Below are 14,325 nucleotides of genomic sequence, written 5' to 3'. Positions count from 1 at the left end.
GTTACCCCTGTCCTGTCATCCGTGCCGCCCGTCGGATCGCTCCAAATAGAGCATCAGAGCGGGATAATAGTGCTTGCGATCGGACGAAATCTTTTCGCAGAACCGGCGAGCTGCGCCACTCTTGAGCCATTCCTCAAGTTGGCCATTCTCACGCTTTTCCGCGATGATGGTATCGATTGCGTCCAGAATCTTGTGAATCACCTCGGGCCTCGTCTTGTCAGAACCGGGTCGGCGTCTTCGTCGCCCTCAGGTTCTTATATGGCCCAGTTGACGGTGAATGGCCCTGCGTTCTGGGAATGGCTGCGTGTTGCAATGCACAAAACATCTGGCATTGGAGGCATTTTGGTCACTCTGCGGACAGGCAGGGCCTCGTCAACCACTGGGCTTCGGCGTTTCGGTCAACCAAGCGGCCAACCGATGAAGCAGCCGGTCCAATCGCTCGCCGCTGATCGCGCCAATTTGCCCGTTGAACATCGCCCCGTCGACCACGGCAAGGCGGCCCAATCGCAACACACTGGATGCTTTCAAACCGGTGTCGCCGAAGTCGTCGTCTTCCGCCGTCAGGATTTCATCAAGCCCCGGTTCCGCTTGGCGAAGCTGCGACGAAATCATGCAGACGAGCCAGTCATCGAAATGGGTCGATGTCTTCCTGAGCAGCAGTACGGGACGCAGCTTGCTTCCATTGAGATCCGTGAAGGGAAATGGCACCAGCGCGATCTGGCCCGCCCGTTTCACCGCCAGGTTTCCCGCAGATCCTCGCGGCTGTAGGTGACGGGATCGTCTTCCATTCCGCGGATCGCCTGCTCCATGCTGAACTCGGCGAATTCACCGTCAGCCCAATCCGCTTTGCCACCCGTCTTGGACGCGGCGAAGCGTGCGGCAAGAAACTCGACGAAGTCGAAGACTTCGGCCTGTTTGTCCTCGGGCAAGGCTTGCAGCTTCTCGATCAGCTCAGCATAGCCCATGACGACCTCCCTCCTGGCAACATCCGCCCGACAACGGTGCATGATAGCAGGATCGCGCCGACCCGGCAGCCCTCACCCGACCCGAAGGCTGCCCGTCATGCCCTCTCCCGCTCCTCCTCGGATGGGCGCAGGGCCTGCCCGGTCGGGCACAGCCGCAGCAGGACGCAGCGGTCGCAGGCCGGGGCCTGGAAGTAACAGCAGCGCTGGCCGTGCAGCATCATGACCTCGTGGTTGTCGTAGAGCCGCTGGGCATCCCACTCGGCCGGCAGTTGCGCCGCCAGCACCGCGTGGGAGGGGCCGACGGCGAGGTTGGCGGGGATCAGGCCGGTGCGCACGGCAACGCGGTGGTGATGGCTGTCCACCGGCAACGCCGCTTGCCGCAGGGTGGAGAAGCTGAGCACCGCGGCGCTGGTCTTCGGCCCCACCCCCGGCAGGTCCTCAAGCCAGGCGCGCGCCGCGGGCACCGGCATGCCGGACAGCAAGTCGAGCGACAGGGTCCCGGCGCGTTCGGTGATGCGGCGCAGGACCGCCTGGAGGCGCGGGGCCTTCTGCTCCGGCCAGGTGACGCCGGCGATGGCCGCCTCCACCTCGGCGACGGGGGCGTCGCGCACCGCCTCCCAGCCGGGCCAGCGCCGCCGCAGCGCCTTGAAGGCGGCGCCGGAGGCGGCGTTGCGGGTGCGGTGCGACAGCAGCGACGACACCAGCTCGCTCAGCGGGTCGAGGTTGTGGAAATAGGCGACCGGGCAGCCGTAGACGGCGCACAGCAGCCGATGGATCTCGAGCGCCTTGTCGCGCAACGCCGCGGGGTCGGTCATGCAACCGACAACAGCCGAAAGGGTAAGGCGTTACCGGTAAATCATCAGCCCACCAGCCCCGACATCACCGCGCGGAGCTGCGCCGGCTTGACCGGCTTGTTCAGCACCAGACAGCCGGCCGCCTTGGCCTCCTCGGCCAGTTCGGGGGTGCGGTTGGCGGTGACGATCACGGCGGGCAGGATGCGGCCGCAGGCGGCGCGCAGCCGGGCGACCTCGTTGACGCCGAGCGCGCCGTCGTCGAGGTGATAGTCGGCGATCAGCAGGTCGGGCGGCTGCGGCATGCCGGCCAGCAGCGCCAGCGCCTCGTCGCCGTTGGTCGCCGACACCACCTTGCAGGCCCAGCCGCGCAGCAGCGCCTCCATCCCCGCCACCACCGCCGGTTCGTTGTCGAGCACCAGCACCGAGGTGCCGGCCAGCCGGTTGGTCAGCGGGCGGGCGGCGACGCTGGCCGGGCGGGCGGCCCGGCGCTCGGTGCCGCGCGGCACGGTGACGGCGAAGACCGAGCCGCGCCCCGGCTCCGACCGCACGGTGATCGGGTGGCCCAGCATGCGGGCGACGCGATCGACGATGGCCAGCCCCAACCCCATGCCGCGGTCACGCCCCTTGGTGACTGGGGTGTCGAGCCGGCGGAATTCCTGGAAGATCTCGGCGATCTTGTCGGGTGGAATGCCGGGGCCGTTGTCCCACACCTCGATGCGGACGCCGTCGCCGACCCGGCGGCAGCCGACCACCACCCGGCCGCCCTGGACGTAGCGCAGCGCGTTGGACAGGAAATTCTGCACGATCCGGCGCAGCAGCCGCATGTCGCTGCGCACCACCGCGCCCGACCCGACCACCTTCAGGTCGATGCCGCGCTCCGCCGCCACCGCGGCGTATTCGGTGGCGAGCGGCGCCAGCACGCCGCGCAGCGGGAAGTCGGTCACCTCCGGCGTCACCGCCCCGGCGTCGAGCTTGGAGATGTCGAGCAGCGCCGACAGCAGATCCTCGACCGAGGCCAGGGCGACGTCGATGTTCTCCACCAGTTCGGTGTTGCCGGCCGGCTGCTCCAGGTCGGCCAGCGCCGAGACGAACAGGCGGGCGGCGTTCAGCGGCTGCAGCAGGTCGTGGCTGGCCGCGGCGATGAAGCGGGTCTTGGACAGGTTGGCGCGGTCGGCCTCGGCCTTGGCCTGCTGCAACTGGTCGTTCAGCAGCATCAGCGCGCTTTTTTCCGCCTGCTCGGACTCGCGGCGCCGCGCCTCGTCCTGCTTGATGTCGGTGATGTCGGTGTAGACGCCGACGATGCCGCCGTCGCGGGTGCGGCGCTCGTTCACCTGGACCCAGCGGCCGTCGGCCAGCTGGTTGATGAAGACACCCCTCAGGTCGTGGCGGTGGTCCATCCGCTCGCGCCACCAGAGGTCGGGCGGCGGGTCGATCACCGCCGCGGCGCCGGCGACCATGGCGACCAGCTCGCTGAAGCGGATGCCGGCCTGGATGCGGTCCGCCACCGCCGGCCAGTAGGACAGGTATTTGCGGTTGCACAGCACCAGCCGGTCGGACGAGTCGAACAGGGCGAAGCCCTCGTTCACCGACTCGATCGCCTCGAACAGCCGGGTCCGCATGGTGTCGGCCAGCTCCTTGGCGCGGGCGAGGTCGCGGTTGCTGTCCTCCAGCTTGTGCAGGGCGCGTTCCAGCTCCAGCGTGCGCTCGCGGATCTTCTGCTCCAGCACGATGGCGGTCTGGAACAGCGAGAAGGCACCGCCCTGGAAGTCCATGGAGCGCTCGACGCGATCCATCAGCACCTTGTTGATGCGCTGGAGCTTGGCGTTCTCGCGCTCCAGCTCGGCGATGCGGCCGTGTGGGTCGCCCGTCCCGGTGGTCCAGGTGAGGTTGGGGATGCCGGCCATGGCTTAGCGCCCTCCGATGGCGACGCCCGTGAAGGTCTGGTTGACGTGCATGCCGTTCACCTGCTCGCCGTAGGCGCAGAATCCGACGACCCGGTGGCGCGCCAGCCGTTCCGACATCACCGCGTTCAACTGGCGCTGTTCCATCTCCAGCCGGCGCAGGATGCAGTCGCAGCCCAGGATCAGGTCGGGAGCGCCGACCTCCGCCCGGATGCCGTCGATCAGGCCGTCGAAGTTGGCGACCGGGTCGACCCCCTCCGCCACCGTCAGGACGATGCCCTCGTCGATGGCGCAGAAGAAGGTCAGGCTCTCGTCGTCGTTCACCTTCTGGATCGAGCGGACATGGTACTGGCCGCCGACGCGCACCACCACCGGGTGGGAGGCGAAGATCATCGGGGTCAGCGGCTCGCCCTCCAGCCCGACCAGCCGGGCGTATTCGCGGCCCGCCGGCTCGGCGTTGATCTCGGTGACGATGCGGTGCTGCGGGTCGGCCCCGGTCACCACCATCTTGCGGTCGGAGCTGACGAAATGCTGGGTGCGGAAGACGGTGAAGGGCCGCGTCGTGGTGAACAGCGCCACCACCGCGGCGTTGGGGTGGAAGGCGCCCTCGTGCAGGACGAAGGTGCGTTCGAAATGCAGGTCGTCGCCGGCCGAGGCGCCGAACAGCGGCACGTCGATCAGCGCGTTGTGCAGCGCGCTGACCACCGTCTCCTCGCTCATCGACAGGCCGTCGATCAGCAGCATGGCGAAGCTGCGGGCGTTGTCGCCCAGCGGCACCGGCCGCGACGCCAGCGCGCGGTCGCGCCGCGACAGCAGCGACCGGGCGATGGCGGTGCTGTCGGCGATCTCGAACCGGTCGACATGGTCGACCAGCGCGGTCACCACGACAAAATCCTCCGACGGGAAGCCGACGGCGACCAGCGCGCCGGTGGTGTAGCCGCCGGGGCCGATCTCCCCCGCCGTGGTGCAGCCGATCACCGGCACCGTGCCGAACTGCTCCGCCAGCGCGTCGGCCAGCGCCTTGCGGTCGTAGCTCGGCGCGCTGAAGACCACCACGAGATCCAGCGGCGTGTCGCCCAGCCCGGCGCGCAGTTCGCGCGCGGCGTCGGCCGGCCGTTCGGCGTGGGTGACCGCGCGCGGCAGCCCGTCGCCGGACCCGCCGCCGGGCTCACCGCTGCCGGCCTGCCCCGTGCCGTCCTGTCCCCGTGCGGACACGGCGTCTCCCTCCGTCCGCGGCTGCGATCCGGCAAGGGTACTCCAGGGGTGGCGGCGGGCAAGGCCAATCCGGGGACCGGTGAAGGCGGGCATCGTCGAAGCGGCTCCTGAAAGAAACGCGTTACAGGGTGGCGGCCGTGGCCGGTTCCGGCAGGCCGGCCAGCTCCTCGTCGGTGAACAGCCGGGCGGTGGCGGTGAAGCGCACGCCGTCCGGCACCTCCAGCGAGAAGCCGCCGCCGCGCGCCTGGATAACGCCCAGGATAACCTGGGTGTTGCGCCACCAGACGAAGGTGTCATCCGCCATGCACAGCGGCGTGTCGCCCGCCTGCCCGACCAGGAGGTCCCGCCCGCCCATGCGGAACTCGCCGCGCGGCAGGCAGAGCGGCGCCGACCCGTCGCAGCAGCCGCCGGACAGGTGCAGCACCAAAGGCCCATGCTTCGCCGACAGGCGGTCCAGCAGGGCAAGCGCTTCGGGCGTGGCGGTGACGCGGTCGGTCATGATGGTGTTCCTGATAGGCGATCCCGACGAAAGAAAAAAGGCCGGGGGTACGCACCCCCGGCCCAGATTTGCCCGATAGGGAGGAGGACGCTCAGAAGAAGCCGAGCGCTTTCGGGCTGTAGCTGACCAGCAGGCACTTGGTCTGCTGGTAATGGTCGAGCATCATCTTGTGCGTCTCGCGGCCGATGCCGGACTTCTTGTAACCACCGAAGGCGGCATGCGCCGGGTACAGGTGGTAGCAGTTGGTCCACACGCGGCCGGCCTGGATGGCGCGGCCCATACGGAAGTAGCGGCTGCCGTCACGGCTCCACACGCCGGCGCCCAGGCCGAACTCGCTGTCGTTGGCGATGGCCAGCGCCTCTTCCTCGGTCTCGAAGGTGGTCACGGCGACGACCGGGCCGAAGATCTCCTCCTGGAAGATGCGCATGCTGTTGTTGCCTTCCAGGATGGTCGGCTGGACGTAGTAGCCGCCCTCCAGCTCGCCGCCCAGATGGGCTCGCTCGCCGCCGAGCAGCACCTTGGCGCCCTCGGCCTTGCCGATCTCGATGTAGGAGAGGATCTTCTCCATCTGCTCCTGCGACGCCTGGGCGCCGATCATCGTGCCGCCGTCCAGCGGGTGGCCCTGGACGATCTTGGCGACGCGCTCGACCGCCAGCTTGATGAAGCGGTCGTAGATCGACTTCTGGATCAGGACGCGGCTGGGGCAGGTGCAGACCTCGCCCTGGTTCAGCGCGAACATCGCGAAGCCTTCCAGCGCCTTGTCCAGGAACTCGTCGTCCTCGGCCATCACGTCTTCGAAGAAGATGTTCGGCGACTTGCCGCCCAGCTCGACGGTCGACGGGATGATGTTTTCCGCGGCGTATTGCAGGATCAGGCGGCCGGTCGAGGTCTCGCCGGTGAAGGCGATCTTGGCGATGCGCTTGTTGGTGGCGAGCGGCTTGCCGGCCTCGATGCCGAAGCCGTTGACGACGTTCACGACGCCGGGCGGCAGCAGGTCGCCGACGATGTCCATCAGCACCATGATCGCCATCGGGGTCTGCTCGGCCGGCTTCAGCACGATGCAGTTGCCGGCGGCCAGCGCCGGGGCCAGCTTCCAGGCGGCCATCAGCAGCGGGAAGTTCCAGGGAATGATCTGGCCGACGACGCCCAGCGGCTCATGGAAGTGGTAGGCGTAGGTGGTGTGGTCGATCTCGGCGATCGAGCCTTCCTGGGCGCGGATGCAGCCGGCGTAGTAGCGGAAATGGTCGATGGCGAGCGGGACGTCGGCGGCGCGGGTCTCGCGGATCGGCTTGCCGTTGTCCAGCGTCTCGGCCAGCGCGATGACCTCCAGCCGCTCTTCCATGCGGTCGGCGATCTTCAGCAGGATGTTCGAGCGCTCGGTCGGCGAGGTGCGGCCCCAGGCGGTCCGGGCGGCGTGGGCGGCGTCGAGCGCCAGCTCGATGTCGGCGGCCTGGGAGCGGGCAACCTCGCACAGCGGCTTGCCGGTGATCGGGGTGATGTTGGTGAAGTATTGGCCGTCCACCGGAGCAACCCACTGACCGCCGATGTAGTTGTCATAGCGGGGGCGGAGGGCGATCTGCTTCTGGAGCGTGTCGAGAGCCTGGTGGAGCATTGGGCCGTTCCTCTCAGTGTGGCGAACCGGTCAGGTTCCGGTTTGGCGCGTTTGTCTGACGCCATTAATCCCGTTCGAGAGGCTCACGGTAAATTGTACTATGGAAGGAGACGGGTGGATGGGGCGATTGTTCGCCCACCACCCATTGTGCCGCCGGCGACGCCACACACCACGGGCACAGCCTTCGGGCCGGCCTATTCCGCCGGCTGCCGGTCCTCGACATAGCCCTTGCGCAGTTGCTCCTTGTACCAGCGGCGGTGGTGTTCGATCGCCCAGTTCTCGTCGACCTCGCCGCTGCCCATGGCGTCGAAGGCGCCCTCCATGCCGATGGTGCCGATGTAGATGTGGCCGATGACCACCGCGATCAGCAGCGCCGCCATCAGCCCGTGGATGACGTGCAGGATCTGCATGCCGCCGATCCCGCTGACGGCGAAGGGCACCATCATCAGGTAGCCGGTGGCCGCCATCGCCATGCCGCCCAGGACGACGCCCCAGAACACCCCCTTCTGCCCGGCGTTGAAGCGCCCGGCCTCCGGATGGTGGCCGCCGGCCTTGGAAAACAGCCCGCCGGCGCTCTTGATCCAGGTCCAGTCGGCCTTTTCCGGAATGTTGTCGCGCAGCCACAGCGCGATGATCATCAGCAGCCCGACGACGAAGGGCACGCTGACGAAGTTGTGGATCGACTTCGACGTCTCGGCCAGCGTGGTGAAGGCCTGATGGCCGAGCAGCGGGATCAGCAACGGCCGGCCGTAGGTCAGCACCACCCCGGTCAGCGCCATCAGCAGGAAGCTGACCGCCGTCGTCCAATGGGCGAAGCGGTCCAGCCCGTTGAAGCGCAGCACCAGCCGGCCCGACAGCCCGTCATGGATGCGGATGGTGCCGCGGTAGAGGTAGAAGGCCACCAGGATCACCGTCACGGCGATGGCCAGCCCGCCGATCACCAGCCGCAGCGTGTGGGTCCGGAACTCCCGCCACTCCCGCCCTTCCGGCTGGACCAGCACCGCCAGCTTCTCGTCCGGGATGCTGACGCGGCCGATCACCTTGTCGTCCTGCGGGACGTAGAGCGGCACCTGCTCCCTCGTGGTGGGGGAGCTGGGGCCGGGCACCTGATAGAGCTGGGCCTGTGCAAACGTCGGAGCGGCCAGCAGGGCGATCAGCAGCAGCAAGGCGTGCAGGGGGCGCAGGGGGCGCATGGTGGTCTCCCGGAATGGTCTTTCATGTGGGGGCACCGAATGCCCCCTCCCTAACCCTCCCCCTCTTCGAGGGAGAGGGAACTGCCGCCGCTCATTTGCGAAACCTCACCAAGCGTCCTGCCCCCTCTCCCGCGGAGCGGGGGAGGGATGGGGAGGGGGCTCCGGCGCGACACTCACCCCCCGCCCGTGGCCGGCCCGCCGGGGGCGAAGGGGGAGCCGCGGTCGTTGCGGCCATAGGCGGTGGACCAGCCCGGGGCGCCGGAGCCGTAGCCGCGACGCAGCGAGCGTTCCTGGTAGATGTCGGCCAGCACCGCGCCGTCGCCGGCCATCAGCGCGCGGGTGGAGCACATCTCGGCGCACAGCGGCAGCTTGCCTTCGGCCAGCCGGTTGGCGCCGTATTTCTGGTACTCCTCGACGCTGCCGTCGGGTTCGGGGCCGCCGGCGCAGAAGGTGCATTTGTCCATCTTGCCGCGGCTGCCGAAATCGGTGGTGCGCGGGTATTGCGGCGCGCCGAACGGGCAGGCGTAGAAGCAATAGCCGCAGCCGATGCACAGGTCCTTGCTGTGCAGCACCACCCCGTCCGCCGTCTGGAGGAAGCAGTCCACCGGGCAGACCGCGGCGCAGGGCGGGTCGTTGCAATGCATGCAGGCCATCGAGATCGACCGCTCGCCCGGCTTGCCGTCGTTCAGCGTGACCAGGCGGCGGCGGTTGATGCCCCACGGCACCTCGTGCTCGTTCTTGCAGGCGGTGACGCAGGCGTTGCATTCGATGCAGCGTTCCGAATCGCACAGGAACTTCATCCGGGCCATGGCTCAAGCACTCCTGCGCGTCGTCATGCCGGCTCGACCCGGCACAAGGTGACCTTGGTTTCCTGCATGAAGGTGACGGGGTCGTAGCCGTAGGTCGTCACCCCGTTGGCCGGTTCGCCCAGCACGATCGGGTCGGTGTCGGGCGGGTAGTTGCCGCGCAGACTGTCGCCGCGCCAGAAGCCGGAGAAGTGGAAGGGCATGAACACCGTGCCGCTGCCCACCCGTTCGGTCACCAGCGCGCGCATCTTGGCCTTGCTGCCGTCCTCCGGGCCATAGACCCAGACCCACGCCCCATCCTTGATGCCCAGCCGTTCGGCGTCCGCGCTGTTGACCTCGGCGAACATCGACTGCTGCAACTCCGCCAGCCAGGGGTTGGAGCGGGTTTCCTCGCCGCCGCCCTCATACTCGACCAGCCGGCCCGACGTCAGCACCATGGGGAATTTCTGGCGCAGGTCGCTGTCGGCCACCCGGAACTGGAGCGAGCGGGCGAGCTGGACCAGCCGGAAGTCGCGCCGGTCCTCGATCGCCGGATAGGCCTTCACCAGGTCGGGCCGCGGCGAATAGATCGGCTCGCGGTGGACCGGCACCGGGTCGGGCAGGTTCCAGGCGACGGCGCGCGCCTTGGCGTTGCCGTGCGGCACGCAGCCATGCTTCAGCGCCACCCGGATGATGCCCATCGACAGGTCGGTCTGCCAGCTGACGGTGTCGATGTCCTTGCCTCCAATGGCCTGGATGACGCGCATCTCCTCGGCCGTCAGGTCCTTGTCCCAGCCCAGCTTGCGCAGCACCGCCATGGTGAATTCGGGATAGCCGTCCTCGATCTCCGACCCCTTGGAATAGGAGCCGTCGGCGAGCAGCGAGACGCCGTTGCGCTCCACCCCGAAGCGGGCGCGGAAGACGCCGCCGCCGTCCATCACATGGCGGGAGGTGTCGTAGAGCACCGCCGATCCGGGATGCTTCAGCTCTGGATGGCCCCAGCTCGGCCAGGGCAGGCCGTAGTAATCGCCGGCGCAGGGGCCGGAGGTGGCGCGCATGGTGATCTTGTCGAAATCGGCCTGATGCTTCATGTGCAGCTTCAGCCGCTCCGGCGACTGGCCGGTGGCGCCGATGGCGAGACAGCCGCGGTTCATCTCGCGCAGGATGTCCTCCGGCACCGGCCGGGTGTCCTCCACCGTGATGTGCTTGAACATCGGCTCGGCGAAGCCCAGCTTGCGGGCCAGCAGGTAGATGATGGTGTAGTCGTCCTTCGATTCGAAGATCGGCTCCACCACCTTCTCCCCCCACTGCATCGAGCGGTTGGAGCAGGTGCGCGACCCGTCGGTCTCGAACTGGGTGCAGGTCGGCAGGATGTAGGTGCCGTTCCGCCGTTCCTTGATCGCGGCGAAGGTCGTCGGGTGCGGGTCGGCGACGACCAGCAGGCTCAGCTTCTCCAGCCCCTTCACCATGTCGGGCATGCGGGTGACGGTGTTGCCGCCATGGCCGAAGCACATCATGGCCCGCAACGGGCTGGGCTGGTCGATCTGCCCCGGCTGGGCCAGCACGGCGTCGAACCAGCGGGTGGTCGGGATGCCCTTGGCCTCCATCAGCTCCTTGGAGCCGAAGCGGCCTTTCAGATAGTCGTATTCGACGTCCCAGACCCGGGAGAAATGCTTCCACGCCCCTTCCGCCAGCCCGTAATAGGCGGGCAGCGTGCTGACATCCAGGCCGAAGTCGGTGGCGCCCTGCACGTTGCAGTGGCCGCGGTAGATGTTGGCGCCGCCGCCGGCCACGCCGATGTTGCCCAGCGCCAACTGCAGGATCGACAGGGCGCGGACGTTGGCGGTGCCGACGGTGTGCTGGGTGACGCCCATGCACCAGATGACGGTGCTGGGCTTGTTCTTCGCCAGCGCCTCCGCCACCCGGCGCAACTGCGAACCGGGGGCGCCGGTCACCCGCTCCACCTCGTCGGGGTTCCACTTCTTCACCTCGGCGCGGATCTCGTCCATGCCGTAGACGCGCTGGCGGATGTACTCCTTGTCCTCCCAGCCGTTTTCGAAGATGTGCCACAGCAGGCCCCAGGCGATCGGGATGTCGGTGCCGGGGCGGATGCGGACATATTCGGTGGCGTGGGCGGCGGTGCGGGTGAAGCGCGGGTCGATGACGATGAAGGGCGCCCGGTTGTGCTCCTTGCCGCGCAGCATGTGCTGCATCGACACCGGGTGCGCCTCGGCCGGGTTGCCGCCGACGATCACCAGCGCCTTGGAGTTCTGGATGTCGTTGTAGCTGTTGGTCATGGCGCCGTAGCCCCACGTGTTCGCCACGCCGGCGACCGTGGTCGAATGGCAGATGCGCGCCTGATGGTCGACGTTGTTGGTGCCCCAGAAGGCGGCCAGCTTGCGGTAGAGATAGGCGCCCTCGTTGGAGAACTTGGCCGAGCCCAGCCAGAACACCGCGTCGGGACCCGACGCCTTGCGGATCTCCAGCAGCTGGTTGCCGATCTCCTCGATCGCCTGGTCCCAACCGATGCGCTGCCAGGCGCCGTCGACCAGCTTGAGCGGGTATTTGACCCGGCGGGTGCCCCTGGTCAGCTCGCGCACCGACGCGCCCTTGGCGCAGTGGGTGCCCTGGTTGATCGGGCTTTCCCAGCCCGGTTCCTGCCCGACCCAGACGCCGTTCTGCACCTCGGCGATCACGGTGCAGCCGACCGAGCAGTGGGTGCAGACATTCTTGCGCGTCACCACCTCGACGTTCGGCAGGACCGGGCCGGCCTCGGCCTTGCGGATCATGGCGCCGGGCAACGCGCCGACCGCGGCGATGCCCCCGGCGGCAAGGCCGGAGCGGCGCAGGAAGCCGCGGCGGCTGACCCCGGAATCGAGGCTCCCGGCCAGCGAGCGGGCCAACCCGCCACGCGACGTTTTTCCCGACGAACGTTTGACGAGCATGGATGGTCTCCGGCGCGCGGCCCTGGGCGGCGCTTGCAGGCGATCGGGCTTACAGGCGGTTCAACTCACAAGCGATTCAGGGCGTAGAAGCGCTTGACGTGTTCGGTTTCGCGGTAGCGGGTCTTCACCTGCTCCTGCGGCGATTCCGCCGCCTGCGCCTCCCCGCCCGGCAGAACGGTCGCGGCGGCCGCCCCGGCGGCCCCCAGCCCCAGCGATTTCAGCAGGTCACGGCGTTGCAGCTGCGGAACGGGTTCCGTCTTCATGCGTCGGCGTCCTCGAGCGTAGGGTCGTTGAGCATGCGAAAGGCGTCCTGTTCGATGGCGAGGAACAGGCGGCCGATGGTGCCGAGCGGGCGGTAGAGGTCGGCCGCCTCCGCCCGCTCCAGATCGTGGAAGAAGCGGCCGGCCCAGGGCGTCAGGTGGCTGTCGACCATGTGCCGCTGCACCGCGCCATCGGCGTCCTCCCGGATCAGGGTGGCCATGACGTCGCAGAGCGCGGCGACGTGGTCTTCCGGTTCCGACACGCCGGGCGCGCGCTCCAGCCCCAGCGCCTGGAGGTCGGCGCGCAGCGCCGCCAGCGGCCGGTCGGTCAGGAAGCCGGTGCGGTAGAAGGAGGCGTAGGGGACCAGCTCGCCCTGGACGACGCCGATGAACAGCGCGTTGAACTCGCGCTCCACCCGCTGCGGGTCGGTGGCGCGGGCGCGGGCGGCCAGATCGTCGAAGGCCCGGCCGAGCGGCGTCGCGTCGCCGCTCAACCCGCCGAGCAGCCCCAGCAGCTCGGCCGAGGGCGGCGCCGCGAGCGTCAGCGCCAGCAGCCGGTAGACATCCGCCCGCAACGCGTCGGCGCACAGGCCGTCGGCATCGCTTCCCAGATCGTGGACCGTCATTGCACTCCTGCTCGCCACAGCGGGCCCGAAGTCGGATAACGCCGCACACGAACGTTTGTTTCGCGTTCCGATCGGGGTTGCCCGTTCGGGCAGGCCGATCACTGCGGCGGCCGGCCGGAGAAGTTGCGGTGTTCGATCGACGCCTCCTCCCCCACCCGGGCGCCGACGCTGGCGAAGGTCTCGTCGGCGGAGCGCGCGAACAGGCCGGGCAGCGCCACCCGCGCGCCGACGGCCAGCACGACAATGGCGCACAGGGCGGCGAGAAAGGCTTTCATCGGCGGCTCTCCAAAGGACGGCTCCCCAAAGGACGGTTCCCAGAACGCCCGCGCGGGTGGCGTCCATCCCCGGCACAACACCGCCGGCGTCCGATTGTTTCCGCGCCCGTTATTTTTCCGCTTGATATGCTCTAATCGAGCACATATGGTTTTGCTCGAAACGAGCATTTAACGGAGCGCCACGATGACTGGGGTCGCGGAGATGACGGGGGCCACCAAACTCGCCTACACGCCCGAGGTCGCGGCGGCGACCGCGCCGATCTACGAGCGGATGAAGCGCGTGATGCCGGCGGTGGAATGGCCCTTCCACGCGCCGCTGATCCACGCCATCAACGCGCTGAAGCGGGAGCGCAACGCCGTCATCCTGGCGCACAACTACCAGACGCCGGAGATCTTCCACGGCGTGGCCGACATCGTCGGCGACAGTCTGGCGCTGGCGGCCAAGGCGACCCAGACCGACGCCGACGTCATCGTGCTGGCCGGCGTTCATTTCATGGCGGAGACGGCGAAGCTGCTGAACCCGGCCAAGACGGTGCTGATCCCCAGCCGCAACGCCGGCTGCTCGCTGGCCGACAGCATCACCGCCGCCGACGTCCGCCTGCTGCGCGAGGCGCATCCCGGCGTGCCGGTGGTCGCCTACGTCAACACCTCGGCCGAGGTGAAGGCGGAGGTCGACATCTGCTGCACATCGGGCAACGCGGTGGAGGTGGTGGAATCGCTGGGCGTCGACCGGGTGATCTTCCTGCCCGACGAGTATCTGGCGGCCTACGTCGCGACGCAGACCAAGGTGCAGATCATCGCCTGGAAGGGCCATTGCGAGGTGCACGAGCGCTTCACCGGCGCCGAGATCGAGGATTTCCGCCGCCGTTTCGACCGGCTGACCGTGATCGCCCACCCGGAATGCCCGCCCGACGTGCTGGACGCCGCCGATTTCGTCGGCTCGACCGCCCGGATGATCGACTTCGTCGGCACCGAGAAGCCGCCGCGGGTGCTGATGGTCACCGAATGCTCGATGAGCGACAACGTCGCCGCAGCGTCGCCGGACACCGAGTTCGTGCGGCCCTGCAACCTGTGCCCGCACATGAAGACGGTGACGCTGTCGGGCATCCTGGAGTCGCTGCAGACCCTGGAACCGCGCGTCGAAATCCCCGACGCCCTGGCCGCCCGCGCCCGCCGCTCGGTGGAGCGCATGCTGGCGGTGAAGCCGAAGTGAGCGATTAGAAAAGCCCTCTCCCGGGGCGGGAGAGGGAGAGTC

15 protein-coding genes are annotated in these 14,325 nt (G+C 68.5%); 1 reads left to right on the top strand and 14 read right to left on the bottom strand.

What is annotated here, in order from left to right; genetic code table 11:
- Positions 1-15 precede the first annotated feature (15 nt).
- The 14 genes from TSO352_RS02130 to TSO352_RS33385 all read right to left on the bottom strand — a co-directional run bounded on the left by TSO352_RS02130 (position 16) and on the right by TSO352_RS33385 (position 13,070).
- Entirely contained in the window at positions 16-201 is a 186-nt protein-coding gene (locus TSO352_RS02130; RefSeq protein WP_109105741.1) for a hypothetical protein, read from the bottom strand.
- Between the two features lie 171 nt (positions 202-372).
- Positions 373-735, bottom strand: coding sequence for a type II toxin-antitoxin system PemK/MazF family toxin (locus TSO352_RS02125; RefSeq protein WP_109105740.1), 363 nt, complete (start codon positions 733-735; stop codon positions 373-375).
- A complete protein-coding gene (locus TSO352_RS02120; RefSeq protein WP_109105739.1) occupies positions 732-965 on the bottom strand; it encodes a DUF2281 domain-containing protein in 234 nt (77 codons plus the stop codon). Before TSO352_RS02120 ends, TSO352_RS02125 begins: the two co-directional genes overlap by 4 nt.
- Positions 966-1,060: 95 nt before the next feature.
- Positions 1,061-1,780 carry a Fe-S cluster assembly protein HesB gene (locus TSO352_RS02115; RefSeq protein ID WP_109105738.1) on the bottom strand — a complete coding sequence of 240 codons (720 nt, stop codon included), beginning with the start codon at positions 1,778-1,780 and terminating at the stop codon, positions 1,061-1,063.
- 44 nt (positions 1,781-1,824) lie between these two features.
- A complete protein-coding gene (locus TSO352_RS02110) occupies positions 1,825-3,663 on the bottom strand; it encodes a NahK/ErcS family hybrid sensor histidine kinase/response regulator (protein WP_109105737.1) in 1,839 nt (612 codons plus the stop codon).
- A 3-nt stretch (positions 3,664-3,666) separates the two neighbouring features.
- A complete protein-coding gene (gene nosP / locus TSO352_RS02105) occupies positions 3,667-4,875 on the bottom strand; it encodes a nitric oxide-sensing protein NosP (RefSeq protein ID WP_247871848.1) in 1,209 nt (402 codons plus the stop codon).
- A 121-nt stretch (positions 4,876-4,996) separates the two neighbouring features.
- A complete protein-coding gene (locus TSO352_RS02100) occupies positions 4,997-5,374 on the bottom strand; it encodes a DUF779 domain-containing protein (RefSeq protein ID WP_109105735.1) in 378 nt (125 codons plus the stop codon).
- A 91-nt stretch (positions 5,375-5,465) separates the two neighbouring features.
- Complete coding sequence (gene adh, locus TSO352_RS02095) at positions 5,466-6,986, bottom strand: aldehyde dehydrogenase (protein ID WP_109105734.1); 1,521 nt, start codon at positions 6,984-6,986, stop codon at positions 5,466-5,468.
- A gap of 194 nt (positions 6,987-7,180) precedes the next feature.
- Positions 7,181-8,179, bottom strand: coding sequence for a formate dehydrogenase subunit gamma (locus TSO352_RS02090; protein ID WP_247871847.1), 999 nt, complete (start codon positions 8,177-8,179; stop codon positions 7,181-7,183).
- Positions 8,180-8,352: 173 nt separating this feature from the next.
- On the bottom strand, positions 8,353-8,988 hold the full coding sequence (gene fdh3B / locus TSO352_RS02085) for a formate dehydrogenase FDH3 subunit beta (RefSeq protein ID WP_109105733.1): 636 nt from the start codon (positions 8,986-8,988) through the stop codon (positions 8,353-8,355).
- Positions 8,989-9,011: 23 nt separating this feature from the next.
- Positions 9,012-11,909 (bottom strand): formate dehydrogenase subunit alpha, encoded by a 2,898-nt coding sequence (locus tag TSO352_RS02080; RefSeq protein WP_109105732.1) that lies wholly within the window; start codon positions 11,907-11,909, stop codon positions 9,012-9,014.
- 65 nt (positions 11,910-11,974) lie between these two features.
- Positions 11,975-12,172 carry a twin-arginine translocation signal domain-containing protein gene (locus tag TSO352_RS02075; protein ID WP_109105731.1) on the bottom strand — a complete coding sequence of 66 codons (198 nt, stop codon included), beginning with the start codon at positions 12,170-12,172 and terminating at the stop codon, positions 11,975-11,977.
- Positions 12,169-12,795, bottom strand: coding sequence for a molecular chaperone TorD family protein (locus TSO352_RS02070; RefSeq protein ID WP_109105730.1), 627 nt, complete (start codon positions 12,793-12,795; stop codon positions 12,169-12,171). Before TSO352_RS02070 ends, TSO352_RS02075 begins: the two co-directional genes overlap by 4 nt.
- Before the next feature lie 98 nt (positions 12,796-12,893).
- On the bottom strand, positions 12,894-13,070 hold the full coding sequence (locus TSO352_RS33385; protein ID WP_199231458.1) for a hypothetical protein: 177 nt from the start codon (positions 13,068-13,070) through the stop codon (positions 12,894-12,896).
- A gap of 202 nt (positions 13,071-13,272) precedes the next feature.
- Between TSO352_RS33385 and nadA the strand changes: the two genes are divergently transcribed.
- The gene (gene nadA / locus TSO352_RS02065; RefSeq protein ID WP_109106626.1) at positions 13,273-14,283 is read left to right on the top strand and encodes a quinolinate synthase NadA; all 1,011 of its coding nucleotides are present in this window, start codon (positions 13,273-13,275) and stop codon (positions 14,281-14,283) included.
- The last annotated feature ends 42 nt before the right edge of the window (positions 14,284-14,325 follow it).

Origin of the sequence: Azospirillum sp. TSO35-2 (genome assembly GCF_003116095.1) — a bacterium.
GTDB lineage: Bacteria > Pseudomonadota > Alphaproteobacteria > Azospirillales > Azospirillaceae > Azospirillum.
The sequence above is the reverse complement of the archived record's forward strand: the minus strand, read 5'-3'. Positions and strand labels throughout refer to the sequence as shown.